Raw genomic sequence first — 23,767 nt, forward strand, 5'->3', positions numbered from 1 at the left:
ATCAGGCGGGCTTGCGCTCGGAGTCCATCGAGCCGTGCGCGGCAGCGCTGCGGCGGTTCGCCTTGCCCATGAGCCACCCGACGACGCCGCCGACGACGACGAGGACCGCGCCGATGATGTCGAGCAGTTCGTTGCCGAAGTACACGCCGAACGCGATGAGGAGCGAACCGACCATGCAGATGCCGACGCCCGTCCAGGCGGCGGGGCTGTGGCCGTGGTCGAGGTACGGGCTGTCTCCGGACATCGTCATTTCTCCTTGGAGCCGTGCTGCGCAGCCGACGTCTCCGTCACGCGCGTTGATGAACTGTTCTGGGTCATTGTGTCAGGCCCGTCCGGCTCGTGCGAGCCGGGGGCGGTCTCGGTGTCCGTCGGGTCGATGCCGCGGTTCATGAGATCCCAGTCGCTCTCGTGCGTGGTCGGCGCCTTGGTCTCCGTCGGCGCGTCGTAGCGGCTCGACAGCCCCGCCCAGCGGCTCACGCCGAGCAGCGCCAGCAGGGACGCGGCGACGCTGAGCAGGCCGGCGAACACCGCGGCCCAGAACCATGGCGTGAACGTGCCGCGCGCGACGGCCTCACCGTTGTGGCCGGTGACGGACGTCATCCGCGTCTTGACCGCCGAGGCCGGGTCGCCCAGCGTCAGCAGCGTGACGACGAGCAGCGCGACCGAGGCGATGAGCGAGACGAGCGCGGCGGGCCAACGCGCGATGCGGCCGGCCGTCGCGGCGGCAAGGACGCCTGCGACGGCGACGAGGGCGATGCCGAAGTAGCCGGGCACCGCCTGGTTGCCCGTGACGTCGACCTTGCTGCTCGCGATGACGCCATCGTTGAGGGAGCCGTTGATCCACGTGCGCCCCGAGACGATCGCGGCGAGGACGGCCGCGATGAGGCTGAGCAGGATGACGCTGCGTTTCGTCGTGAAGGTGCTCATGCGATTCCCGTCATGCCGTCGGCCGTCGCGACGGCGCGTAACGCCGCGGCGGCCTTGTTGATCGTCTCCTGGTATTCGCTCTCCGGCACCGAGTCGGCGACGACGCCGGCGCCCGCCTGGACGTGCGCGACACCGTCCTTGAGCACGGCGGTGCGGATGGCGATGGCGGCGTCGGCGTCGCCCGCGAGGTCGAAGTAGCCGATGACGCCGCCGTAGATGCCCCGACGGGTGCCCTCGCGCGATTCGATGATCTGCATCGCGCGTGGTTTCGGCGCGCCCGAGAGGGTGCCCGCGGGAAACGCCGCCTCGAGCACGTCGTAGGCGGTGACGTCGTCACGGCGTGCGCCGATGACGGTCGACTCGAGGTGGATGACGTGGCTGTAGTTGCGGATGTTCATGAACTCGACCGTCTCGACGGTGCCCGCGCGACAGACGCGCTGCAGGTCGTTGCGCGACAGGTCGACGAGCATGAGGTGCTCGCTGCGTTCCTTGGGGTCGGCCAGCAGGTCGTCGGCGAGCTCCTGATCGTGTTCCGGGGTCTTGCCGCGCGGGCGCGAACCGGCGATCGGGTGCGTGATAACGCGTTCGCCTGTCACCTTGACGAGCGCCTCCGGCGAGCTGCCGACGACGTCGTACGCGCCGCCGTCAGGGTGCGGCAGGCGGAGCAGATACATGTAGGGGCTGGGGTTGCTCGCGCGCAGGGCGCGGTAGACATCGAGCGCGTCGGCGTGCGTGTCGACGCTGAATCGCTGGCTGACGACGATCTGGAAAGCCTCGCCCGCGCGGATGTCCTCCTTGCACGACTCGACCATGTCGTGGAACTGCTCGCGCGTGTGGCTGCTGCGCACGTCCTGGGCGCGCTCGTGCGGGATCGCCACCGTCGAAGCCGCCGGTTCGACGAGGCGGGTCTGCATCGCGTCGAGGCGGGCGACGGCGTCGTCGTACGCGGCGCGCGCGCCGGGTTCGAGGCCGTCGAAGTTGACGGCATTGGCGACGAGCAGGAGCGAGCCGTCCTGATGGTCCATGACGGCGAGATCCGTGGCGAGCAACATCGTGACTTCGGGGATCGCGAGGACGTCGTCGGCGTGGTTGCCGATCTTCTCCCAGCGACGCACCGCGTCGTAGCCGATCGCGCCGACGAAACCGCTCGTCAGCGGCGGCAGGCCGGCGATGCGTTCGGTGTGAAGTGCCTGCAGGGACGCGCGTAGGGCATCGACCGCCAGGCCTGTCGTCGGCAGCCCCGTCGGCACGTCGCCGAGCCAGACGACGTCGCCGTCACGCTCGGTGAGCGTCGCGCGGCTCGCGGCGCCGATGAACGAGTAGCGCGACCACACGCCGCCGTGCTCCGCCGATTCCAGCAGGAACGTGCCCGGCTCGTCGCGCGCCAGCTTGCGGTAGATGCCGATGGGTGTCTCCGCGTCGGCGAGCAGCTTGCGCACGACGGGGATGACGCGACGCCCACCCGCGAGGTGCTCGAACAACTCGACGCTCGGCCACGTCGCGCCCCAGGTGAGGTCGGCGGCGAGGCTCGTCTCCGGCTCGGCTGCGGCAGTCATGCGTTGCTCCTGGGGGTGGGCATGGTGGCGGGTACGTCTGCGGCGACGGTTGGGGTTGACGTTGTCGTGGCTGCGTCCGCAGCGTCGGTTCCGGTGGGCGCCGTGGTAGCTGCGTCAGCGTCGGTTCCGGTGGACGCGATCGCGCCATCACTGCAGACGGCGGCGTCGAGGTCGGTGAAGAAGCAGCTGCGTTCGCCGGTGTGGCATGCGGCGCCGACCTGGTCGACGCGGACGAGCAACGCGTCGCCGTCGCAGTCGAGAGCGACGCTGCGCACGTACTGCGCGTGACCCGACGTGTCGCCCTTGCGCCAGTACTCGCCGCGGCTGCGCGACCAGAACGTCACGCGCCCCTCGCTCAGCGTGCGGCGCAGCGCCTCGTCGTCCATCCAGCCGAGCATGAGCACGTCACCGTTCGTGTCGTCCTGGATGATCGCGGCGACGAGACCCGCGTCGTCGCGCTTGAGGCGCTGCGCGACGTCAGGGCTGAGCGGCGATGAAGGCTCGGGCGAAGACATGGGGGCCATTGTGCCAAGTGGCCCTGACAACCCGTCGCGGTGTCTCGCGCTGGCACCTCGCGGATCACTGCGGGCCCCAACGCCGCCTGACCTCACGCTCCCGCGCATCGCGGATCGCGACGGGGACGCAGCTGCGCCTGACCCCGCACCCGCGCACGGCGGATGACGGCGGGGATCCAGCGCGGCCTTATCCCACGCTGACGTCGCATGAACGGGTGGAGTTCTCCCTCAGCGTGATCTCACCCAGGCATCCGAGCGAGGGTTCGGACGCGGTGTCGCCGACACGACTGGCGAGGTGGAGGCGGGCGTCACCGGGTCGTCAGGCCGCGCGAACAGGTGTGGCGCCGGCGTGCGTGGTGCCGCCGTGTCGATGATGCTGCGCCCGGGAAAGTGAACGCGCCCGGGACATGAAATGGGCCGCGGGTTGTGGCCGGGGAATGACTGCGCCGTCAGACCAGGTTCGAGCAGTAGGTAGCGGGCACAGACCTCGCCAGACCAGGATTGAGCGGCGGCGCACCGAGAGCGCGGAGCACGTGAGATCAGGGTTCGGCAGGCAGCCGGGGCCGCAGGGCCGCGAGGGCCGTCAGGCGGCGCGAACGGCGTCGGCGTGTGTGATGCCGCCGGGTTCGGTGACCCAGCGGGCACCGGAGGGCGACAGCCACGTGCAGACGCCGTCGGGCGTCATCCTCACGCGGAAGCCCCCGTGGGTCTTGGCGCGGTGATGGTGACGACACAGCGCCTGCAGGTTGGTCGCGCTCGTCGGCCCGCCCTGGTCGAACGGCATGACGTGGTCGAGGTCGCACCGCGAGGCGGCCGTTTCGCAGAACGGGAAGCGGCACACGCCGTCGCGCTCCCGCACGAGCTTGGCGATGCCGACACTTGGGCGGTGAGCAGCCGTCGTGGTGGCCAGCGTCGTGATGCGACCACACCCGTGGTGCGACGCGAGCGTCGCCGTGAATCCCACACCAGCCGTAGCGGCGAGGCGGGCGACGACGCCAGCAGAAAGAACACCGACGCCGCGCACGCCACAGGCACCCAGGACCATCGACGACGTTGCGGGCGACGCCGGGGAATGACCCGGCGGCACTCCAATGGCGGGCCGAGGGACCCTCGCGTCAAGCAGGTCGGACACGTCCTCCGCGTCCGGGACGCCCGTGGATCTCGGCGGGTCGAGGAGCCCCGCGACGGCGGATCTCGACGGGTCGGGAGGTCGCGCGATGATCGGCACCTGCAGGTTCAGCGTGGCCGTCACGGTGCAGTTCTCGAGGATGAGGTCGGTGAGCGCGTCAGCCCGCGCTGCGCCGACGAAAAGCCGAGCGCCGGGGGCAGAGTTCTCCTGCAGGCGCCGCGCACGTTCCTCCATCACGGCCTGGATGGCCGTGGCGTCGTAGGCGTCGAGAACGGCTGTCATCGTGCACAGCGACTCGAACTCGAGGTGCGGCTCGAACCACACCCCGCGCGTCGACTCCACCTCGACCTCGTCGGCAGGGCGAGTGAGACCGAGCCGACGCAGGGTCTTGCGGCACGCCTGCCGCGCCGCCTGGTGAGCGCGTCGATGATCTCCGCTGTCGATGAGCATCTGTGCCACGGAGCGCGCAGCGTCCGCCTCGAGGTGCGCGAGCTCCCCCGCCAGCATCGCCGCCACCCGCACGGAGCCGTCTCCGCGTGCCGAGGCCGCCAGCAGGCCGGGATGGCGCGCACGCAGCGTCGAAGCCCCCGCCGCCATCGCCCGGGCGGCGGGCGCCGTCAGCCCGAGTGCGCCGCCGAGCGCTGAGGCCGCGAACTCGCCGGCCTCGACGTCGTAGGCCCGAGAATCGTCGGACGCGCCCTCACCCATCGCCTCGCCGCTGAGGACGTCGTGGCGACGCACACTGTCATGGTGTTCGGAGGCCAGCATGTGCGTGACCGCTTCGGCGCTGCGTGCAACACGTTGTGTGAGCGCCGCAGCGCGTTCAAGGTGGCGACGGTGACTCATCAGGGCGTCCAACCGACCGTCCAGGCTCGCGCCTCCATCGGTGAGCGGAACGAGCGATGCCGGATCGGTGAGAACCTCCTCTGCGACCCGCGTCGTCAGCTCGCCCCAAACGGCCAGGACAGCCTCACCGGGCAGCTCAGAGAGACGCGCGACGATGTTCGCCGCGTCCGTCATCTCTAGCGTTTCCATGACCCAATTATCGCACACATGTTCGAATAGGGGTAGGCTCCGTCACATGAAAGATCCATTGAGCCGGCTCTCACTGACCGCGCCCGCGCGGGCGCCGGCGGCGCTTCCAACGCTGATCCTCAAACGCGACTGCCCAACCCGATCGTCACGCACCCATGATCGGCAGCAGCTCGTCGTACACCCAGCCCGCGAGCTGCGTCGGCGTCGTGGTGGCGGGGGTCCGCCCCTGCTCGGGACGGAAATCATCGCGGATTCCGGTGCTCATCCCCAGTAACGCCTGCGCGAGACCACGGGCGAGCCCGGCCCCAGGTAGCGGGACATCACGCCGCATCGCTGATCTGGCGCGCCGCCACCGCATTTCCCACGTGGTCGAAGAGAATGCGCGTGACGTCGCGCCACGAGAGATCCCGCGACCCGTGAACCGCTCGGACATGACGCGCCTGCCACCCCTCGTCAAGGAGGCAGAGTGCCGCCATCTCGGCGACGTCACGCGGCGCCACCCAGCTGAATGCGTGATCAACCCGGAGCACCGTGTCGATTTCGCCCTGGCGGATCGCCGCCAGGTGCCGGGTGAGGTTGGAGAAGAAATAACCGCACCGCAGGTGCGTGACGTCGACGTCGAGCGCGTCGAGCGACAACTCCGTCGCGGCAAGGCCGTCGATCCCTCCCACACAGTGGCGCTTCTCTGCCCCCACGCTGCTGTGGAACACGACGCGCCTGATGCCGTTCGCGCGGACGGCACCCACGATTGCCTCGCTCGCCCGAGCATGCTCAGCGAGCGGATCAGCGGTCATCGGGCTCGGATTCACCCAGTACACGGCATCAATCCCGCGAGTCGCGGCGACGACCTCGTCGCGGTCCAGCGAATCCGCCTCGACGATGTCGACGAGGGGGCGCAGTTCCCGCGCGATCTGCGCGGGATGCCGTGCCAAGAGCACGGGCCGTACCCCGACTCGGACGAGCATACGAATCAGGTGGCGACCCACGTTTCCATTGGGTGTCGTGATGGCGATGCGCATCGATCACCCTTTCCTGAGCGGCGGTGTGCCCGCGCCCTCGTGGAATGACGCTAGGACCAGATGCAGACGATTCCGGTCCTCATCTCGCACGACAATGAACGCATGTCCCACAAGCCCGTCACGAGTCCTTCGTCGCGTACCCTCGAATCGTTGGGTCTGCTCCAGACGGGCCGATGGTGCTCCGTGGCTGATCTCGCCATGCGTCTTGCCACGGGGCCGCGATCCCTCCGACGCGGTGTCGCTAGCTTGTGCAGCCTCGGTTACAGCGTGCGGTCACGCCCGGTCCCGGCGGCGGCTACCGCCTGGACTCGGGCGTCACGATCCCGCCCCTCGTACTCGACGCCGACGAGGTGTCCACCCTCGTCACGGCCCTGCTCGTGCTCGAGGGGGCAGGTCTCGAAGGAGACACCGCCGGGGCGACGGACGCCACAGTCGTGCGCGCCAAGCTCGAACGCCTGCTGCCGGGGTCGCTGCGTCGACGAGCCGTCGCGACCGCGACGGCGACCAACGTGCTGACGAGTGGGCTCGAGCCTGTCGACGCGCGCCTGCACGGTCTGCTCGTTGACACAGCCGCCCAACGTGGCATCGTGCACTTCGCCATTCCGACGGCGACGGCCGTGTCTGCGATCGACAGGTGCATCCGCTCATCTGCTTCATCCGCGAGGGCCGCTGGTACCTCCTCCGCCATGACCTGCACCGTCGCGACTGGCGCGTTTTCCGCCTCGACCGGATCACCTCCGCCGCGGCAGACCCCGCCGTCACCGGCCGGTCACCGCCAACCTTCCCCGACGAATCACTCGAGAGGTGGCTCACATCGGACTTCGACCGAGGCCCCCTGCCGGCCAACCATCTTCCGGGAGGCAACTCGGCGACGAGCCGAGGCGATGACGAATCAGCGAGCGCCGAGCAGGATGGCGGGTAACTCACGCGATGGCGAGTAGCAACCTGCCTCCGTGTGAGTTACCCGCCATCGGGCGCCCGGCGCTCGGGCCACTCGGCACAGATCGCCATGGCCCAGACGTCAATGCGCGTGCGACGCCACCCAGCCGGCGTGCAGGCGCGCATAGGGCCCGTCGGCGGCGACGAGCGCCGTGTGCGGGCCTCGCTGCACGAGGCGCCCTGCGTCCATGACCCACACCTCGTCGGCACTCTCGGCGCTCGCGAGGCGGTGCGCGATGACGACGCTCGTGCGGCCGGTCATCAACTGATCGAGCGCTCGACCCACGGCGACGTCCGTCGTGGGATCGACGCTGGAGGTCGCCTCGTCGAGCACGAGCACGTCAGGGCCCGCGACGTACGTGCGCGCAAGCGCCACGAGCTGCCGCTCCCCCGCACTCAACCGCCCGCCGCGAGCGCCGACCTGCGTCAGCACTCCGGCGGGCTGCCCCGCTAACCACGCGCCGCAGCCGATGGCGTCGAACGCGGCGGCGACGTCCTCATTCGACAGGTCGGGGCGCGCGAAGCGCACGTTGTCGGCGATCGTGCCGTCGAACAAGAACCCTTCCTGCGGCAGGTACGCGACGGACGCGCGTAGCGACGCGTCGTCGAGGTCGCGCAGATCGACGCCTCCGAGACGCACGACACCGTCGGACGGATCGACGAGTCGTGTCAGCAACTTCGCGAGCGTGCTCTTGCCCGAACCGGTCTCACCGACGACGGCGACACGACGACCTGCGGCCACCGACGCCGTCAGCCCGACGATAGCGGGCTTGTCGCCCGCGCGATACGCGAACGTCACGTCATTGAATGCGACCCCGACGGGCCCTCGCGGCAACGTCACCGGCTCGGTGGGCGGCTCGACCTCGAGTGGCGTGTCGAGCACCTCGATGATGCGACGCCACCCGGCGAGCGCGTTCTGCAGGTCGTTGAGCACCTCCGTCGCCGTCTGCACCGGCTGCGTGAACAGGTTCGTCAGGAACCCGAACGCCGTGATCTCACCGACGCTCATCCGCCCGTGCGCCCCCTGCCACGCGCCGACGGCGAGCACGAGGACGAGCGCGAGCCCCGAGATGCCCTGCCCCGACACGAACGCACCGACCGCGCGGATCTGCGCGCTGATGGCCGCACGACGCTGACGTTCGATCGTCTCGTCCATGCGCGCCTGCGTGCGCTCCTGCACCCCGAACAACCGCACAGTCGCGGCACCCGCGACCGACTCCGAGATCGCACTGAGCATGTCCGCGACGCGCTCACGCACGACGCCGTACGCGCGCCCGACGACGCGCTGGAAGTGCCGCAGCAGGAACACGAGCGGCACGAACGTCGCCCACACGACGGCCGTCAGCAGCGGCGAGTACCACAGCATCAGGGCCGTCGCGACGAGCAACTGCCCGATCGAGACGATGAGCATCATGCCGCCGCGCTGCACGAACATCGAGATCTGGTCGACGTCACTCGTCACGCGCGAGACCATCGAACCGCGCCGCGACGCGTTGAGCGTCAACGTCGACAGCGCGTGCACGTGCGCGAACGCCTTGACGCGCAACGTCGCGAGACCCGCCTCCGACGCCTTGAACAGCCGCACGTTCATCACGTACGAGCACAGCCCGGCGACGACGACGCCGACCACCGCGAGCGCACACGTCCAGCGCACGACACCGAGGTCGATGCCGCCCGGCGCGAGGATGCCGTCATCGATCGCGCGCTGGATCGTCATGGGGACGATGACGTTGCTCGTCGTCGCGACGAGAGCGAGCAGCAGCGTCCACCCGAGCCCACGCGTCATCTCGGGTGCGAGCTGCAGGCCGCGCCGCAGGGTGCCGCGATCACTGACGACGGGAGTCGCGCCGGCCGCCTGCGCCGTGGCGGCTGTCTGCGTGGCGGTTGTCGAGCGCCGCTTCATCGCGCCTCGCCTTCCTCGCGGACGGCATCGACGACCGACGCTTCGGGTGCCGCGGTCATGGCTCCCAACGCGCCGCGTTCGTCCGCTTCACCCGATTCGTGGAACACCCCCGTCTGCCCTGCGATCCCCTGCCCCGCGGGCGCCTCGTCCGACCCCGCATGAGGCGGAGCCGATGTCGCCCCGTCCGATGCGCTGCGGTCTGAGTCGCCTTGGCCCTCGCCCTCAGACTCGTCCCCGGACGCTGAAGAGTCCTGCGTCTCGTACGCCGTGAGCAACAGCGCATAAGCCGGCTGCGTCGCCATGAGTTCTTCGTGCGTGCCTTGAGCGACGACGCGCCCGGCGTCGAGGAACGCGACCTCGTCGGCGAGCAGGATGCTCGAGCGGCGGTGCGCGATGATGACGCTTGTGCAGCCGTCCGTCGCCTCCTCGAGGGACGTGAGGATCTGCCCTTCGACCGCGGGGTCGATGGCACTCGTCGCATCGTCGAGCACGACGAGCCCGGGGCGTCCCGCGAGCACGCGCGCGAGCGCCACGCGCTGACGCTGACCGCCAGAGAGCCGCGATCCGCGCTCGCCGAGCGAAGTGTCCTCCCCCTCCGGCAGCGCCGCAACGAACCCCTTGGCGTGCGCGACACCGAGCGCCGCATCAATAGCCCCCGCATCCACACCGGCGCGCCCCAGCGCGACGTTCTCACGCGTCGACTCGTTGAACACGAACGCCTCCTGCGTCGCGAGGGCCACCCGCTCCTCGCGTGCCACGGCATGCGCGGCGGGCACGCCGTCATAGAGCACGCTGCCCGAATCGGTCGTCGTCAGCCCCGCGATGACCTGCGCGAGCGTCGTCTTGCCGGCACCCGTCGCCCCGACGACGGCAAGGGATCCGCCCGCGGGCACGCGCAGCGTCACGTCGGTCAACGCTGCGCGCCGCTCCTGAAGGCCCTCGGCCACGTCGGAACCGTCCTCCGACTCGCTCCCAGCATCAGCCCCCACCGCCGGCCGCGCGTCGTGACGGAACGTCACGTGCTCGACCTCGACGCCGATCGGCCCACCGGGTAGCTCCAGCGTGCGCGCGGGCACCACGGTCGAGCCCGCCTCGTCGAGGATCGGCTTGACGCGCTTCCACCCGATCGCGACCTGCGGCAGGCTGAACAGGATCCAGCCGAACGCACGCACCGGCCATGCGAGCAGGTTGAACAGGTACGCCACCTCGACGACGTCGGCCGCCGTGATCGCGCCTGACGCGACCCGCTCGGCGCCGACGAGGACCACGAGCAGCGAACCGATCGTCGGCAGCGCGTTCGTCATCGGGTCGAAGATGCCCTCGGTGCGTCCGAGCCTGACGTTGGCGTCGCGCAGCTCGCCCGCGGCGTCACCGAACCGGGACACCTCCGCGTCCGCTCGCCCGAGCGCCTTGACGACGAGTGCGCCGTCGAAGCTCTCGTCCGCGACGGCGCTGACGCGCGCTCGCGCGGCCTGAGACGCTTCCACGCGGGCGCGCATGACGACCTGGAACCAGTAGTTGATGACGATGAGCAGCGGGAACACGACGAGCGCGACGACGCCGAGCCACACGTCGACGAGGAAGATCGAGACGAACCCGAACGCCAGCATGACGGCGACGCCGAGCGCCATCGGCAGCGGCTGGAAGATGTTCCAGATCGCCTCGACGTCCGAGTTCGCGTGCGACAGCAGCTGACCCGACGGGTGCGCGAGGTGCCAGCGCATGGGCAGCAGCTGGTAGGCGCGTCACCTGCCGCCGCGTCGAGGCGATGAGGTTGTTGTACGCCACGCCCGCCGCGATGCGGCGCAGGATGACGGCGGCCGCGTTGAGCGCGACGACGCCGCCGAGCTGCCACACGATCTGCCAGACCATCGCACCGTCCAGGTGACGATCGCGCACCGCCGGCGTGACGACGTCCGCGACGAGGTGGCCGATGACGCGGGCGGTGAGGACGGTGAGGATGCCGTATGCCGTCGCGCCGATGACGGCGGGCGCGAACGCTCGCCACTGCTCGCGGGCGCCGGCGGCGGCCACGCGCACAGGTGAGGCGTCAGGGGCCAGGTCGGCTGAGGTCACGTGGGGTTCCTTTGCTCGCGCATTCGCGCAGGTGACAACATTGCGGCATGCGCAAGTATGCCCAAGCCGAACGTCATGCCCTGTGCGACACCGCCCTGCGCCTCGGCCCGGACGCGCCGACGCTGTGCGTCGGCTGGAATGTCAGGGATCTCATGGCACACCTCGCGATGCGTGAGCGCCGCCCGGAGGCCCTCGGTATCCTCGTGCCCCAGGTGCGCGACGCGTCCGAACGCACCCGGGAGCGCTACGCGTTGCGCCCGTTCGAGGATCTCGTCGACATGGTGCGCAAGGGTCCGCACGAGTTCTCGCCGTTCCGCATCCCCGCCGTCGATGCGCACGCGAACCTGCAGGAGTACTTCATCCACCACGAGGACATCCTGCGCGCTCAGCTGCCGGCCGCCGACCAGGACGGCGTCCGCGTGCTGGGCGCCGACCTGCAGAACGCGCTCTACGACGCATTGCCCACGGCCGCACGGATGACGCTGCGCCGCTCGGCGATGCGCGTCGCGGCGCTGTGCCCGGGGCACGCGCCGCTGGCGCTCAACTCGCCGTCGGAGCCGATCGGCGAGTTCATCGTCGCCGGCCAGCCGAGCGAGGTGCTGCTGCACCTGGCCGGGCGGATGAGCTTCGTCGAGTTCGAGGGCGAGCCCGACGACATCAACCGGTTCGTCGCTGAACCGCGCGGCATCTGAGCGTCAGCGCACGACGGAGCGTCAGCGCACCGGGTGCCCCGCCGCCGCAAGGGCACCCTTGACGTCACCGATCGTCAGCTCGCCGTAGTGGAACACCGACGCGGCGAGCACCGCGTCAGCGCCGTGCGCGACGGCCGGCTCGAAGTGCTCGACGGCGCCCGCGCCGCCGCTCGCGATGAGCGGGACGCTGACCTCGCGGCGCACGGCGTCGACGAGGTCGAGGTCGAAGCCGGCCTTCGTGCCGTCGGCGTCCATCGAGTTGAGCAGAATCTCCCCGGCGCCCAGCGCCTCCGCGCGAGCACACCATTCGACGGCGTCGAGGTCGCTCGCGCGACGCCCACCGTGCGTCGTCACGACGTAGTGGCCATCGACGCGGCGCACGTCGGCCGACAGGACGAGCACCTGCGCGCCGAACCGGTCGGCGATCTCCCCGATGACCGCGGGGCGGGCGATGGCGCCCGTGTTGATGCCGACCTTGTCGGCGCCGGCGCGCAGCAACCGGTCGACGTCGTCGACCGTGCGCACGCCTCCCCCGACCGTCAGCGGGATGAAGACCTGCTCCGCGGTGCGCGAGACGACGTCGTACGTCGTCGAACGATCCGAGGAGCTCGCCGTCACGTCGAGGAACGTCAACTCGTCGGCGCCCTGGGCGCCGTACTTCGCGGCGAGCTCGACGGGGTCGCCCGCGTCGCGCAGGTTCTCGAAGTTGACGCCCTTGACGACGCGGCCGGCGTCGACGTCGAGGCACGGGATGACACGCACGGCAACAGTCATGGCACCAGATTAGAGGCCACGGCGGACGCGGCGCCGATAGGTTTGATCCGTGGATGACGCACGCGCCGGCTCGCTCTCGGCCCCCGTGCGTCCCGAGGCCGCCGCCCTCGCGTGCGTGCCGCACGTCGAATACGACGACGCCCTCGCGCACGTCGAGGCGCGGATGACGCGCCCGCGCTGGCTCGTCACGATCGACGGCCGCTCCGGCTCGGGCAAGACGCAGCTCGCCGGCGCTCTGCACGATCGTCACGTGGACGCCCAGATCGTCCACCTCGACGATCTGTACCGCGACTGGGACGGGCTGTCGGCGGGGCTCGTGCGGGCCCGTCACATCGCCGAGCAGTGGTCACGTCACAACGCGAGCACCTACCTGCCGACCCACTGGCCGGGCACGGCGGCGCGAGGACGCGTCACCGTCACACCCGATCGTCCGCTCATCGTAGAAGGCGTCGGCGCGACCTGGGTCGGACGTTCGCTCGCCCACGCCGCCCTGTGGCTGGAGGCCGAGCGCGAGACGCGCAGACGGCGCGCACTGGAGCGCGACGGCGAGACGTTCGTGCCCTACTGGCTCGCGTGGGAGTTGCAGGAGGACGCCTGGTTCGCGGCGCACCCACCGCGCCCCGACGCGCTCGTTCCCGTGCCGGACGACCCCATTCGGGGCTGAACGAGCGTCAGTCGTGCGCGCCCGCCGCGGCCGCGGCACGCTGACGAGCGACCTCGACGAGGGCCGCGAGGCGCGAGGCCTCCGCCTCGGCCGACGGGCCGTCAGCACGCTGGATGGCCATGACGGCGAGCTGCTCGGTGTCGGCGAGGTCGAGCGTCGCCCAGGCCCGCCCGCCGCCGAACTGGACGCCGAGGATCTCGGCCCACTCGATCTCACGCGTGAGGATGAGGTTGCGCACCTTGAGGCCGCGCTCGTTCGGCACTGCCTTGACGAGCCCCCAGCGCGACAGCATCCAGCCGATGGCACACCCGAGGAAGAACAGCGACCACTTGTCCATCGTCGTCCACCCCGTCGCACCGCCACCGGGCACGAGGACGAACGCGACGATGCCGAACACGACGACGGACAGCGCCGCCGCGGTGAACGCCATCGCCCGCCCGCGTCGCGGGACGAAGGGACGGTAGGCGTCGACGTCACTCATGATTGCTCCTCGCGGGCTCGACTACAGGCGGCAGGCTGCGATGTCGGTGACGAGGATGGCACGCGCGCCGAGCGCGTACAGCTCGTCCATCACGTGGTTGATGACCTTGCGGTTGACCATCGCGCGCACCGCGACCTTGTTCGGGTCGTGCAGCGGCGAGACGGTCGGCGACTCGAGCCCCGGCGTCAGCGCCGCGGCGCGTTCGACGAGGGAAGCTTCGATGTCATAGTCCATCATGACGAAGTTGCGGGCCGTGAGGACACCTTCGAGGCGACGCACGAGCGTCAGTGCGGCGTCACCGACTTCACGCGCGTCCGGGCGGATGAGGACGGCCTCACTCGTGAGGATCGGCTCGCCGAAGACCTCGAGGCCCGCGTTGCGCAGCGTCGTGCCGGTCTCGACGACGTCGGCGATGACGTCGGCGACGCCGAGCGTCACGGCCGTCTCGACGGCGCCGTCGAGACGTACGACCTCGGCCTCGACGCCGTTCTTGGCGAGATCGGCCCGCACGAGGCCGGCGAACGACGTCGCGATGCGGCGCCCCACCAGCTCGCTGACGGACGTCGCGACACCCGGGCGGCCGGCGTAGCGGAACGTCGAACCGCCGAAGCCGAGCTGCAGGTGTTCGACGGCGCTCGAGCCGGAATCGAGCAGCAGGTCACGCCCGGTGATGCCGAGGTCGAGGGTGCCCGAACCGACGTAGACGGCGATGTCCTTGGGGCGCAGGAAGAAGAACTCGACGTCGTTGTCGCGGTCGACGACGACGAGTTCCTTCGACTCGCGACGCCCGCGGTAGCCCGCTTCCTTGAGCATCGACGCGGCGGATTCGGACAGGGCGCCCTTGTTGGGCACGGCAACGCGCAGCATGGAGGACCCTTCGATCACAGGTGGGAGTAGACGTCGTCGAGCGTGATGCCGCGCTCGAGCATGAGCACCTGCAGGTGGTACAGCAACTGGCTGATCTCCTCGGCGGCGGCGGCGTTGCCCTCGTGCTCGGCGGCCATCCACACCTCGGCGGCCTCCTCGACGATCTTCTTGCCGATGAAGTGGACGCCCGCGTCGAGCTCGGCGACGGTGCCCGACCCTTCGGGGCGCGTGGCCGCCTTCTCGCTCAGTTCTTCCCACAGTTGCTCAAAGCTCTTCACGGTGCCCAAGGCTACCGGCTGCGTTCGCGCCGGGCCGACCGCGCCCGGCGTCGCGCCGCTCACAGCGTCGCGGCCGGAAGCTGCAACGAGCGCAACGTCATCTCCGTGACGACGGCCGCCGTCGCCGCCTCGTGACCCTTGTCCTCGCTCGAACCCTCGAGGCCCGCACGATCGAGCGCCTGGGCGTCGGTGTCGCACGTGAGGACGCCGAAACCGATCGCCTTGCCGGTCGTGACGCCGATCTGCGTCAGCCCGTCCGTCGCGGCGCTGCAGACGTAGTCGAAGTGCGGAGTGCCACCGCGAATGACGACGCCGAGCGCGACGAGGACGTCGAAGTGCGGCGCGAGGCGCGCGCAGGCCGCCGTCAGCTCGAACGTGCCGGGCACGCGCACGAGTGTCACGTCGTCGTCACGGACGCCGGCGTCGGCGAGGCCGCGACGGGCGCCGTCGATGAGGCCGTTCATGACCTTCTCGTGCCAGCTCGCCGCGACGACGGCGACGCGCAGGCCCGCCGCGTCAGTGCTGAGGGTGGGGGCTCCGTGGCCGCTCATGATGTTCTCCTTCGATCGATCTGCAGTGGTGGTTCGTGCGTGCGGGTGGTGTGCCGGGCTGGTGGTTCCGATGCGACGCGCGGTTCACGCGTCGAACGTGTGCCCCATGCGCTCGCGCTTGGTGCGCAGGTAGGAGGCGTTCTGGACGGTGCGCCCCGCGACGAGCGGCACTGTCTCGACGACGTCGATCCCGTGCTCGACGAGCTCGCGTACCTTGGCCGGGTTGTTCGTCAGCAGCCGCACCCGTTCGATGCCGAGGTCGCGCAGAATCGCTGCGGCAGCGCCGTATTCGCGCGCCTCGATCGGCAACCCCAGGTTCGTCTGCGCGTCGACGGTGTCGGCGCCGGCGTCCTGCTGGGCGTACGCGCGGATCTTGTTGAGCAGGCCGACGCCGCGGCCCTCCTGCCCGCGCAGGTAGACGACGACCCCGCCCTCACGCGCGACGAGCCGCTGCGCCTCGGCGAGCTGCGGCCCGCAGTCGCAGCGCAGCGAGCCGAGCGCGTCGCCCGTCAGGCATTCGGAGTGGACGCGCACGAGCGGCACGTCATCACCGTCGGTCGGCGCGACGAGCGCGAGGTGCTCGGCGCCGTTCTCCCGATCGGCGTAGGCCTCGACGCGGAACGTTCCGACCTGCGTCGGCAGGTCGGCGCTCGCGACGTGTTCGACGCGGTCGTGGCGGCGCCGCCACCCGATGAGCTGCTCGATCGTGATGACGGCGAGGCCCTCGCGCTGCGCCAGCTCGATCGCGCCGGGCAGCCGCATCATCGCGCCGTCGTCGTGGACGAGTTCGACGATCATCGCGACCGGTTCGAGCCCGGCGAGGCGGCACAGGTCGACGGAGGCCTCGGTGTGCCCGTCGCGCTCGAGGACGCCGCCCGGCTTGGCGCGCAGCGGGAAGACGTGCCCGGGGCGCGTCAGCGCGCTCGGCTCGGTGCTCGGGTCGGCGAGCAACCGCAGCGTCAGCGCGCGGTCGGCTGCGGAGATGCCGGTGTGCACGCCGCCTTTCGCGTCGACGGAGATCGTGTAGGCGGTGCCCTTCGGATCCTCGTTGCGCGACACCATCGGGGGCAGCAGGAGGCGGTCGGCGATCGCGTCCGGCATCGGCGCGCAGATGACCCCGGAGCTGTGCCGGATCGCCCACGCCATCCACTCGCGCGTCATCGTCGCGCCCGACATGACGATGTCGGCCTCGTTCTCGCGGTTCTCGTCGTCGGCGACGAGCACCGGCCGTCCGAGCCGCAGTTGCTCGAGCGCGTCCTCGATGCTCGACAGCGCCAGCGGCGTGTCCTCGGGCGTTGCGGCGCTGGGTGCGGCGCTCATCAGGCTCTCTCTCGTCTCGGTTTTCATCGTCTCGGTCTGCTTCGACGGGCTGTGCATCGCTCAGGCCGCTTCCATCTCGCGTTCGGCGACGCGGTGGGGGCGTGAGATGCGCACCCACTGCACGAATCCGACGACGACGAGGGCTGCGTAGAGCGCGTACAGCACGGCGCTCGGGTAGTACTTGGAATAGATGAGCTCGGGCACGCCGACGGCGTCGACTGCGATCCACATGAGCCAGAAGTCGTTCCAGCCGCGCGCCATCGCGAACGTCGCGAGCAGGGAGCCGACGAAGATCCAGGCGTCGCACCAGAAGTACCACCACGGCGCCGGCCAACCCGCGCCGATCAGCGTGAAGATCCAGTGCACGACGACGACGCCCGCGCCCCAGGCGAGCAGGTAGCCGATGCGCTGGCTCGTGCTCGCCCAGTGCGGCGTGACGGCCTCACCGCTCGTGCCGTCGCGGCGGCTCGCGCGCCACACCCACCAGCCGTACAGGCTCGTGATGATGAAGAAGATCTGCCGCCCGGCCTGACCGAGCATCGGCGCGCGATCGTCCATGCCGAACACGAGCCCGGCGAACACGGTGAACAGCAGCATGTTGCCGATGATGCCGACCGGCCACGCCCACACCTTGCGGCGCATGCCACCGATCGCGGACGCCATCCCGAACGCGTTGCCGATGATCTCGCGCCACGTGATCTGCGCACCGCCGATCGTCAGGTGCGCCGAGTAGGCCTGTTCCCAGATGCTCATGCGCGCCCCTCGGAGGCCGCCAGGCGGGCGTCGAGTTCCACGAGACGGATGTCGAGCGCAGCGAGGCGCGGCGCGAGCATCTGCTCGACGTACTTGGCGAGCACGTCGACCTCCACGTTGACGAGATCGCCGACGCGGGCGGCGCCGAACGTCGTCAGCTCGAGCGTCGTCGGGATGAGGCTGACGCTGAACGACGCCTCCTGGCGCGAGGCGACCGTGAGCGACACGCCGTCGAGCGTCACCGAACCCTTCTCCACGACGTAGGGCGCCAGGTCGACGGGCAGGTCGAAACGCACGACGCTCCAGCGCTCCCCCGGTTCGATGGCGGTGATGCGGACGGTCGCATCCACGTGACCCTGCACGACGTGACCGCCGAACCGTGCCTGCGCGCTCATGGCGCGTTCGAGGTTGACCCTGCTGCCCGGCACGAGCGCGCCCAGGCTCGTGCGATCGAGCGTCTCCTTCATGACGTCGACGCTGAAACGCTGCTCGTCGAACGTGGTCACCGTCAGGCACACGCCGTTGACGGCGATGCTGTCGCCGTGGTGGGCGTCGTCGAGGACTGCGGCGCCCGCGATCGTGAGGATCGCCGCGTCGGCGGTGTGCTCGATGCGCTCGAGCGTGCCGGTCGCTTCTATGATTCCGGTGAACATCAGATCTCCTTCGTGGGACGCAGGCGCAGGCGCAGGTCGGTGGCGGACGGTTCGTTCGAGGGCAGCGTCGTGGCGTCGACGAGGTCGAAGCGGCGGGCCTCCGCGATCGTCGTAATGCCGAGGTCGGCGGCCGCGGGGCGGCCCGCGCCGAGCAGGGCGGGGGCGAGATAGGCGACGATCTCGTCGACGAGCCCGGCACGCAGGAACCCCGCGGCCAGCGTCGGTCCACCTTCGAGCCAGACGGCGTGAATGCCGCGCGCGTGCAGCGCGGCGAGGACGTCGGTCGGGCTCTGCCGGGGCAGCACGAGGGTGGAAGCGGCGTCGTCGAGCACGCGGGCGGTGCCGGGGATCGGGGTGTCGCCGACGACGACGCGCAACGGTTGCTGCACCCCCGCTCGTCCCTGGGCGTCGCGGACTGTGAGCTGCGGGTCGTCGACGAGAACGGTGCCGGTGCCGACGACGATCGCGCCGTGCTCGGCACGCTGCGCGTGAACGTCGACGCGCGCGACCGGGCCGGTGATCCACTGGGACGTGCCGTCCGACGCCGCGCTGAACCCATCGAGGGTCGAGGCGTACTTCCAGCGCACGAACGGGCGCGCGTGGGTGACGGAGAACGTCCAGTCGGCGTTGAGGTCTTGGCTCGCAGCGGCGAGGGTGTCGTGCTGTTCGACGGCGACGCCTGCCTCGCGCAGGATCTGCGCTCCCCCGGCGGCCGCGCCGTTCGGGTCGGGTTGACCGAAGACAACACGGGCGACGCCGGCGCGGATCAGAGCGCGCGCACACGACGGGGTGCGCCCGGTGTGCGCGCAGGGTTCGAGGGTGACGTACGCCGTCGCGCTACGCAGGTCGACGCCCGTCGCGATCGCTTCGTTGATGGCCGCGGCCTCGGCGTGCCACGTGCCCGCGCCGCGGTGGTAGCCCTCTGCGAGGATGACGCCGTCAGCGTCGACGACGACGCACCCGACACGAGGATTGGGGTCGACACGCGGCGACAGCGCAGCCAGCTGCGCGGCGCGCTCCATGGCGCTATGACGCTCGAGTCTCACGAGATGCCTTCCGGTCCGATCGAACAACCGATCACCGGGGCACGAGAAAGCTGACGCCCGCCGCACGCCACGAAGGCGCCGACGACATCGGCCGAGACGCCACGCGCGATGCCCTCAGTCACGCCGCAGCGGCTCGTCGGCCGCCCGCGCAGAGCGCGAACAACCGCGTGCAACCTCCCATCCGGACTTTAACCGTCGGTCTCGGAATCTCACCGAGTCAACCGACCCCTGTCGAAGCGGGCCGGGTCGCGGACTTTCACCGCCGGCTAGGAATTTCACCTACCCCGGGTACACGCCAGACATGTTACTCCTTCGCGCTCTTCTGCGCGTCTTCCGGCGCCCTTCCCCCGCAAGCTCAGCCACCCCGCTCGGTGCGACACACGTCAGTTCAGTGCGCGTGCCCCGCAGCCAGGGCACGCAGCTGATCGATCGCGGCGGCAGCGGACTCGGCACCGTAGACGGCCGATCCCGCGACGAAGGTGTCGGCACCGGCTTCGGCGCACTGCTCGATCGTCTTGGCCGAGACGCCGCCGTCGACCTGCACCCACACGTCACCGCCGTGCGTGCGGATGCTCTCGCGCACCGCGCGCACCTTCGGCATCTGCTCCGCCATGAACGACTGGCCACCGAAGCCGGGCTCGACCGTCATGACGAGCACCATGTCGAGCTCGGGCAGCAGATCCGCGTACGGCTCCCACGGCGTGTTCGGCTTGATCGCCATCGACGCGCGAGCTCCGGCCGCGCGGATGTCGCGTGCGAGCTTTTTCGGGTCGGCCGCGGCCTCGACGTGGAACGTCACGCTCTTGCACCCGGCCTCGGCGTAGGCGGGCGCCCAGCGGTCGGGGTCGTCGATCATGAGGTGCGCATCGAGCGGGATCGGGCTCACCTTCAGCAGCGACTCGACGACCGGCAGCCCGAGCGTCAGGTTGGGCACGAAGTGGTTGTCCATGACGTCCACGTGCGCCCAGTCGGCGTTGTTGATGGCGTCGAGCTCGCGTTCGAGGTTGGCGAAATCGGCGGAGAGGATGCTCGGCGAGATGCGGACGTCACGGGCGTCGGTCATGCGGGTCACTTCTTTCTCAGGAGGGCGAAGAACATGGCGTCGGTGCCGTGCAGATGCGGCCACAACTGGACGGACGGCAGGTCGCCGACGCGCTCGATGGGCTCGTCGAACGCGTCGCGGAACAGCGGCCAGGCGTCCTCCTGGACGACGTCGTCGCGCCGTCCGAGCACCTCCGCGACGACGGCGAGGGTCTCTGCGGGGTGCGGCGAGCACGTCGCGTATCCGATGACGCCGCCCGCACGCGTCGCGTCGATCGCGGAGTCGAGCAGTTCGACCTGCAGAGCGGAAAGCTGCGCGACGTCCGATGGTTGACGGCGCCAGCGCGACTCGGGGCGACGGCGCAGCGCGCCGAGGCCGGTGCAGGGCGCGTCGAGCAGCACGCGGTCGTAGGTGCCGGGCTCCTCACGACCGAGGTCGCGCCCGTCACCGGTGCCGATGTAGATCTCCGCGCCGTCGTCGAGCAGCGCGCGCAGGGTGCGCCGCACGAGGTCCGTGCGGTGCTCGCTCGCCTCGTTGCAGTAGAGGACGTCGCCGCGCAGGTGCGCGACCGCGCCGAGCAGCGCGGCCTTGCCGCCGGGGCCGGCGCACAGGTCGAGCCAATCCTCGCGTGCGTCACCGCCCGATGCCGTGCGCGGCGGCACGTCAGCGTCGGCGAGTGCGAGGGCGAGCAGCTGCGAACCTTCGTCCTGCACCGCAGCCCTCGTCTGCCGGATCGCGGGAATGTTCGCGGGATCGCCGAACGGCAGCACCGCGCCGACCGGCGACAGGTCGCTCGCCTCGGCTCCGGATGCGACGAGCTCGTCGACGGTGGCAAGGCCCGGGCGGGCGACGAGGCTGACGCGCGGAGGCGTGTTGTCGGCCTCGAGCAGCGCGTCGAGTGCGTCGTCGAGGCTCGCTTGACCGTCCCCGCCCGCGGCTCTGTGGCCGCGCAGCGACTGGCGCAGCGCCGAGACGACCCAGCGCGGGTGGGAAGTCGCGACGGCGCGCACCTCGTCGGCGTCATCGACACCGCGCGTGAGGTCGGCGATCCACGTCTCATGGTCGCGCTCCCCCGCGCGTCGCAGGACGGCGTTGACGAAACCCGCCGCACCCGAGCCGGCGTGCTCGCGGGCGAGGGCGACGGTCTCCGACGTGGCGGCATGGACGGGCACGCGCATCGACAGGATCTGGTGGACGCCGAGGCGCAGCACGGCGAGCACGACCGGGTCGATCTGCGACGGCGCGCGGCCCGAACCCGTCTCGATGACGCGGTCGTAGAACCCTTGTCGACGGATGGTGCCGAGGGCCAGCTCCGTGGCGAACGCCGCGTCGCGGCCACTCAGATCATGGCGCGTGAGGACCTTCGGCATCTCGAGGTTGGCGTAGGCACCGTCGTCGACGGCGCGCAGGACGGCGAGCGCCGCACTGCGGGCGGGATCACCCGTGCGCCGGCGCGCTGACGGCGCCTGCTCACTGCGGTGGCCCGCGCCGCGCAAGCGCGCATCCGAACGCTGACGGCCCCGCGCGTCACGGCGATCGTCGCGTGGAGGTTGTTCTCCATGACCGGCGCTCCGCTGCGCGCCTCGGCCGTCGCGCCCGGGGCCGCCCGTACGTCGTTCGTCACGGCCGCCCTGTCCGCCACTCTGGCGGCTGGAGCCGCTGCCGCCGCGTCGTTCGTCACTCACCGAAGCTCTCCCCTTCGTTCAAACGCAGCCCGCGGGCCCAGTCGGCGGCACGCATGACCTTCTTGCCGTGCGGCTGCACCTCGAGCAGTTCGACGACGCCGCCGAGTGCGCCGGCGAACACCTGCTTCTTCGTGGCGTGCAGCTCGCCGGGTGTCAGCGGCGGGCACCCGTCGGCGTCGGCGAGGCGGCTGCGCAGCAGCTTGACGCGCTCACCACGCAGCATCGCCCACCCCCCGGGCGCCGGAGACGCGCCGCGGATACGGCGGTCGACGGCGAACGCGGGCACCGAGAAGTCGAGACGCACGTCGTCGACCTGGATCTTGGGCGCGAGCGAGACACCGTCGCGAGGTTGCGGAATCGGCGTCACGTCACCGTTCGCGAGGGCGTCGAGCGTCGACACGAGCAGGGACGCACCACCTTCGGCGAGGCGTGTCAGCAGGTCGCCGGAGGTGTCGGTGGGGCCGATCGCCTCCGTCATCGTGCCGAAGACGGGCCCGGTGTCAAGCCCCTCCTCGAGCAGGAACGTCGAGGCGCCCGTCACGTCGTCACCGGCCATGAGGGCGTGCTGCACGGGTGCGGCGCCACGCCAGGCGGGCAGCAGCGAGAAGTGCAGGTTGATCCAGCCGTGCCGCGGAATCGCGAGCACCGACGGCGGGATGAGCCCGCCGTACGCGACGATCGGCGCGGCGTCGGGCTCGAGTTCGCGCAGCCGCGCGACGAAGTCGTCGTCGGACGGTTTCGTCGGCGTCAGCACCTCGAGGCCTGCCTCGAGCGCGAGCTCGTGCACCGGCGACGGCGACGTCTTGCGCCCGCGCCCCTGACGCGCCTCGGGGCGCGTCACGACGGCGACGACCTCGTGGGCCGAATCGAGCAGGGCCCGCAACGACGGCAGAGCCGCCTCCGGGGTTCCGGCGAAAACTACGCGCATCGGCTGGTGGGCCCTTCGTCGGTTCGAGCGGGCGGCTCGCGCAGCTCCGCAGGGGGTGAGTCGTGAGGAATCAGTCTAGTGCTGAGCCGCGCCGGCCCCGGCGGTGCCGTCGGGCGTCTCGGACACGCCGGCACTCGTCTGGCGCGGGCCGGCTGACGGCTCCAACGGCAGCCCGCGCAGGCGCAGATCGTCGCGCAGGGTGTCGGGGTCGGTGAACAGGATCGCGTCGAGGCCGGCTTGCTCGGCCCCCATGACGTTGGCGGCTGAGTCGTCGATGAAGACGGCGTCGCTCAACCCGCCGCGGTGGCGCGTCACCTCTTCGAGGATCTCCCAGATCTCCGGGTCGGGCTTCGTCACGCCCTCCTCGCCGGAGACGATGATCTCCTCGAACAGGTCGAGCACGTCGCCGTGCAGCGAACGGGCGACCTCGAACAGCTCGGCGCTGAAGTTGGTCAGCGCGAACAGTGGCACACCCGCCTCAGCGAGTTCGCGCACCATGGCGACGCTGCCCGCGATCGGCTCGGCGATGGCGAGGTGGAAGTTGTCGATGTAGGCCTGCGCCGCGGCCGTGTGGTGCGGGTGTCGCTCGTCGATCTCGGCGACGATCTCGCGCCACGCGCGCCCGCCGTCAGCGGCGAGGTTGTGTGCGAAGAAGTCGAGTTCGGGGTCGGTGAGCAGCGCTGTCGCCGCGTCCTCGCCGACGGCGTCGAGCAGTGCCGCGCGCGGCTCCCAGCGCACGAGCACGTTGCCGATGTCGAACACGACCATGTCGACCGGGCTCGGCTGCGGCGCGTCACCCAGGTCGGCGAGGCTCGCGAGGTCGCCGGCGTCGGGGCCGTCGAGGTCGTCGAGGTCGATCGCCCGGGCGCGGCGGCCGGCACTCGAGGTGAGGCCGCTCGTGAGGTTAGGTCCAGACATCATGGCGCCACCGTAG

General features: G+C 70.7%; 25 protein-coding genes, 1 pseudogene and 1 riboswitch. Of the genes and pseudogenes, 4 read left to right on the plus strand and 22 right to left on the minus strand.

Going from position 1 to position 23,767, the window contains the following annotated elements:
- Position 1: 1 nt before the first annotated feature.
- From EDC82_RS07820 to EDC82_RS07845, 6 genes and pseudogenes are all read right to left on the minus strand, one after another.
- A complete protein-coding gene (locus EDC82_RS07820; protein ID WP_074039567.1) occupies positions 2–244 on the minus strand; it encodes an HGxxPAAW family protein in 243 nt (80 codons plus the stop codon).
- Between the two features lie 2 nt (positions 245–246).
- Positions 247–927: a Trp biosynthesis-associated membrane protein gene (locus EDC82_RS07825; protein ID WP_131941102.1), complete on the minus strand. Its 681-nt coding sequence runs from the start codon at positions 925–927 to the stop codon at positions 247–249.
- Complete coding sequence (locus tag EDC82_RS07830) at positions 924–2,483, minus strand: anthranilate synthase component I (protein ID WP_131941104.1); 1,560 nt, start codon at positions 2,481–2,483, stop codon at positions 924–926. The genes EDC82_RS07825 and EDC82_RS07830 overlap by 4 nt, the downstream gene beginning before the upstream one ends.
- A gap of 161 nt (positions 2,484–2,644) precedes the next feature.
- A pseudogene (hisI, locus tag EDC82_RS07835) lies at positions 2,645–3,007 on the minus strand (phosphoribosyl-AMP cyclohydrolase); the annotation flags it as partial.
- A 574-nt stretch (positions 3,008–3,581) separates the two neighbouring features.
- On the minus strand, positions 3,582–5,162 hold the full coding sequence (locus tag EDC82_RS07840; protein WP_131941106.1) for an HNH endonuclease signature motif containing protein: 1,581 nt from the start codon (positions 5,160–5,162) through the stop codon (positions 3,582–3,584).
- A 320-nt stretch (positions 5,163–5,482) separates the two neighbouring features.
- The gene (locus EDC82_RS07845; protein ID WP_006943784.1) at positions 5,483–6,181 is read right to left on the minus strand and encodes an SDR family oxidoreductase; all 699 of its coding nucleotides are present in this window, start codon (positions 6,179–6,181) and stop codon (positions 5,483–5,485) included.
- A gap of 634 nt (positions 6,182–6,815) precedes the next feature.
- Between EDC82_RS07845 and EDC82_RS14930 the strand changes: the two genes are divergently transcribed.
- Positions 6,816–7,103 carry a WYL domain-containing protein gene (locus tag EDC82_RS14930; RefSeq protein ID WP_050786432.1) on the plus strand — a complete coding sequence of 96 codons (288 nt, stop codon included), beginning with the start codon at positions 6,816–6,818 and terminating at the stop codon, positions 7,101–7,103.
- A gap of 99 nt (positions 7,104–7,202) precedes the next feature.
- Here the strand turns inward: EDC82_RS14930 and EDC82_RS07855 are convergent, their stop codons facing one another.
- On the minus strand, positions 7,203–9,023 hold the full coding sequence (locus EDC82_RS07855) for an ABC transporter ATP-binding protein (protein ID WP_131941108.1): 1,821 nt from the start codon (positions 9,021–9,023) through the stop codon (positions 7,203–7,205).
- A complete protein-coding gene (locus tag EDC82_RS07860) occupies positions 9,020–10,756 on the minus strand; it encodes an ABC transporter ATP-binding protein (protein ID WP_370448849.1) in 1,737 nt (578 codons plus the stop codon). Before EDC82_RS07860 ends, EDC82_RS07855 begins: the two co-directional genes overlap by 4 nt.
- Before the next feature lie 151 nt (positions 10,757–10,907).
- Between EDC82_RS07860 and EDC82_RS14530 the strand changes: the two genes are divergently transcribed.
- The gene (locus tag EDC82_RS14530; protein ID WP_160126210.1) at positions 10,908–11,069 is read left to right on the plus strand and encodes a hypothetical protein; all 162 of its coding nucleotides are present in this window, start codon (positions 10,908–10,910) and stop codon (positions 11,067–11,069) included.
- 77 nt (positions 11,070–11,146) lie between these two features.
- Positions 11,147–11,791, plus strand: coding sequence for a TIGR03085 family metal-binding protein (locus EDC82_RS07865; RefSeq protein WP_006943812.1), 645 nt, complete (start codon positions 11,147–11,149; stop codon positions 11,789–11,791).
- A 21-nt stretch (positions 11,792–11,812) separates the two neighbouring features.
- Here the strand turns inward: EDC82_RS07865 and hisF are convergent, their stop codons facing one another.
- Complete coding sequence (gene hisF, locus EDC82_RS07870) at positions 11,813–12,565, minus strand: imidazole glycerol phosphate synthase subunit HisF (RefSeq protein ID WP_006943747.1); 753 nt, start codon at positions 12,563–12,565, stop codon at positions 11,813–11,815.
- 49 nt (positions 12,566–12,614) lie between these two features.
- Here hisF and EDC82_RS07875 point away from each other — a divergent pair, with 49 nt between their 5' ends.
- Positions 12,615–13,229: an AAA family ATPase gene (locus EDC82_RS07875; protein ID WP_083607117.1), complete on the plus strand. Its 615-nt coding sequence runs from the start codon at positions 12,615–12,617 to the stop codon at positions 13,227–13,229.
- A gap of 7 nt (positions 13,230–13,236) precedes the next feature.
- Here the strand turns inward: EDC82_RS07875 and EDC82_RS07880 are convergent, their stop codons facing one another.
- The 13 genes from EDC82_RS07880 to EDC82_RS07935 all read right to left on the minus strand — a co-directional run bounded on the left by EDC82_RS07880 (position 13,237) and on the right by EDC82_RS07935 (position 23,754).
- Positions 13,237–13,710 carry a PH domain-containing protein gene (locus tag EDC82_RS07880; protein ID WP_006943810.1) on the minus strand — a complete coding sequence of 158 codons (474 nt, stop codon included), beginning with the start codon at positions 13,708–13,710 and terminating at the stop codon, positions 13,237–13,239.
- A gap of 21 nt (positions 13,711–13,731) precedes the next feature.
- A complete protein-coding gene (hisG, locus tag EDC82_RS07885) occupies positions 13,732–14,577 on the minus strand; it encodes an ATP phosphoribosyltransferase (protein ID WP_006943808.1) in 846 nt (281 codons plus the stop codon).
- Positions 14,578–14,591: 14 nt separating this feature from the next.
- Positions 14,592–14,855 carry a phosphoribosyl-ATP diphosphatase gene (locus tag EDC82_RS07890; RefSeq protein WP_006943831.1) on the minus strand — a complete coding sequence of 88 codons (264 nt, stop codon included), beginning with the start codon at positions 14,853–14,855 and terminating at the stop codon, positions 14,592–14,594.
- 59 nt (positions 14,856–14,914) lie between these two features.
- Positions 14,915–15,406 carry a 6,7-dimethyl-8-ribityllumazine synthase gene (gene ribH, locus EDC82_RS07895; protein WP_006943795.1) on the minus strand — a complete coding sequence of 164 codons (492 nt, stop codon included), beginning with the start codon at positions 15,404–15,406 and terminating at the stop codon, positions 14,915–14,917.
- Between the two features lie 84 nt (positions 15,407–15,490).
- Positions 15,491–16,726, minus strand: a complete 1,236-nt coding sequence (ribA, locus tag EDC82_RS07900) for a GTP cyclohydrolase II (protein WP_131941112.1) — start codon at positions 16,724–16,726, stop codon at positions 15,491–15,493.
- Between the two features lie 60 nt (positions 16,727–16,786).
- Positions 16,787–17,479, minus strand: coding sequence for a nicotinamide mononucleotide transporter family protein (locus EDC82_RS07905; RefSeq protein ID WP_074039436.1), 693 nt, complete (start codon positions 17,477–17,479; stop codon positions 16,787–16,789).
- Entirely contained in the window at positions 17,476–18,132 is a 657-nt protein-coding gene (locus EDC82_RS07910; RefSeq protein ID WP_131941115.1) for a riboflavin synthase, read from the minus strand. The genes EDC82_RS07905 and EDC82_RS07910 overlap by 4 nt, the downstream gene beginning before the upstream one ends.
- A complete protein-coding gene (gene ribD / locus EDC82_RS07915; protein ID WP_074039442.1) occupies positions 18,132–19,154 on the minus strand; it encodes a bifunctional diaminohydroxyphosphoribosylaminopyrimidine deaminase/5-amino-6-(5-phosphoribosylamino)uracil reductase RibD in 1,023 nt (340 codons plus the stop codon). The genes EDC82_RS07910 and ribD overlap by 1 nt, the downstream gene beginning before the upstream one ends.
- 20 nt (positions 19,155–19,174) lie before the next feature.
- Positions 19,175–19,300: a hypothetical protein gene (locus EDC82_RS15130; RefSeq protein ID WP_255569619.1), complete on the minus strand. Its 126-nt coding sequence runs from the start codon at positions 19,298–19,300 to the stop codon at positions 19,175–19,177.
- Between the two features lie 43 nt (positions 19,301–19,343).
- Positions 19,344–19,474, minus strand: a riboswitch (FMN riboswitch).
- A 92-nt stretch (positions 19,475–19,566) separates the two neighbouring features.
- Entirely contained in the window at positions 19,567–20,241 is a 675-nt protein-coding gene (rpe, locus tag EDC82_RS07920) for a ribulose-phosphate 3-epimerase (protein ID WP_074039444.1), read from the minus strand.
- 5 nt (positions 20,242–20,246) lie between these two features.
- Positions 20,247–21,716 carry an RsmB/NOP family class I SAM-dependent RNA methyltransferase gene (locus EDC82_RS07925; protein ID WP_006943819.1) on the minus strand — a complete coding sequence of 490 codons (1,470 nt, stop codon included), beginning with the start codon at positions 21,714–21,716 and terminating at the stop codon, positions 20,247–20,249.
- A gap of 181 nt (positions 21,717–21,897) precedes the next feature.
- On the minus strand, positions 21,898–22,833 hold the full coding sequence (gene fmt / locus EDC82_RS07930) for a methionyl-tRNA formyltransferase (RefSeq protein ID WP_074039446.1): 936 nt from the start codon (positions 22,831–22,833) through the stop codon (positions 21,898–21,900).
- Between the two features lie 75 nt (positions 22,834–22,908).
- Positions 22,909–23,754, minus strand: a complete 846-nt coding sequence (locus tag EDC82_RS07935) for an HAD family phosphatase (RefSeq protein ID WP_235006162.1) — start codon at positions 23,752–23,754, stop codon at positions 22,909–22,911.
- Between the last annotated feature and the right edge of the window lie 13 nt (positions 23,755–23,767).

Origin of the sequence: Dermacoccus sp. SAI-028 (genome assembly GCF_004346775.1) — a bacterium.
In the GTDB taxonomy this organism is placed as follows: domain Bacteria; phylum Actinomycetota; class Actinomycetes; order Actinomycetales; family Dermatophilaceae; genus Dermacoccus; species Dermacoccus nishinomiyaensis.

Bases quoted from the DNA above. Each gene is read 5' to 3' on its own strand.
- EDC82_RS07935 (WP_235006162.1), bottom strand. From the start codon at position 23,754: ATGATGTCTGGACCTAACCTCACGAGCGGCCTCACCTCGAGTGCCGGC.
- EDC82_RS07830 (WP_131941104.1), bottom strand. From the start codon at position 2,483: ATGACTGCCGCAGCCGAGCCGGAGACGAGCCTCGCCGCCGACCTCACC.
- EDC82_RS07825 (WP_131941102.1), bottom strand. From the start codon at position 927: ATGAGCACCTTCACGACGAAACGCAGCGTCATCCTGCTCAGCCTCATC.
- hisG (WP_006943808.1), bottom strand. From the start codon at position 14,577: ATGCTGCGCGTTGCCGTGCCCAACAAGGGCGCCCTGTCCGAATCCGCC.
- EDC82_RS07840 (WP_131941106.1), bottom strand. From the start codon at position 5,162: ATGGAAACGCTAGAGATGACGGACGCGGCGAACATCGTCGCGCGTCTC.
- EDC82_RS07910 (WP_131941115.1), bottom strand. From the start codon at position 18,132: ATGTTCACCGGAATCATAGAAGCGACCGGCACGCTCGAGCGCATCGAG.
- EDC82_RS07855 (WP_131941108.1), bottom strand. From the start codon at position 9,023: ATGAAGCGGCGCTCGACAACCGCCACGCAGACAGCCGCCACGGCGCAG.
- EDC82_RS07820 (WP_074039567.1), bottom strand. From the start codon at position 244: ATGTCCGGAGACAGCCCGTACCTCGACCACGGCCACAGCCCCGCCGCC.
- EDC82_RS07880 (WP_006943810.1), bottom strand. From the start codon at position 13,710: ATGAGTGACGTCGACGCCTACCGTCCCTTCGTCCCGCGACGCGGGCGG.
- EDC82_RS07865 (WP_006943812.1), top strand. From the start codon at position 11,147: ATGCGCAAGTATGCCCAAGCCGAACGTCATGCCCTGTGCGACACCGCC.
- ribA (WP_131941112.1), bottom strand. From the start codon at position 16,726: ATGAGCGCCGCACCCAGCGCCGCAACGCCCGAGGACACGCCGCTGGCG.
- fmt (WP_074039446.1), bottom strand. From the start codon at position 22,833: ATGCGCGTAGTTTTCGCCGGAACCCCGGAGGCGGCTCTGCCGTCGTTG.
- EDC82_RS07905 (WP_074039436.1), bottom strand. From the start codon at position 17,479: ATGAGCATCTGGGAACAGGCCTACTCGGCGCACCTGACGATCGGCGGT.
- hisF (WP_006943747.1), bottom strand. From the start codon at position 12,565: ATGACTGTTGCCGTGCGTGTCATCCCGTGCCTCGACGTCGACGCCGGC.
- EDC82_RS07845 (WP_006943784.1), bottom strand. From the start codon at position 6,181: ATGCGCATCGCCATCACGACACCCAATGGAAACGTGGGTCGCCACCTG.
- rpe (WP_074039444.1), bottom strand. From the start codon at position 20,241: ATGACCGACGCCCGTGACGTCCGCATCTCGCCGAGCATCCTCTCCGCC.
- ribD (WP_074039442.1), bottom strand. From the start codon at position 19,154: ATGGAGCGCGCCGCGCAGCTGGCTGCGCTGTCGCCGCGTGTCGACCCC.
- ribH (WP_006943795.1), bottom strand. From the start codon at position 15,406: ATGAGCGGCCACGGAGCCCCCACCCTCAGCACTGACGCGGCGGGCCTG.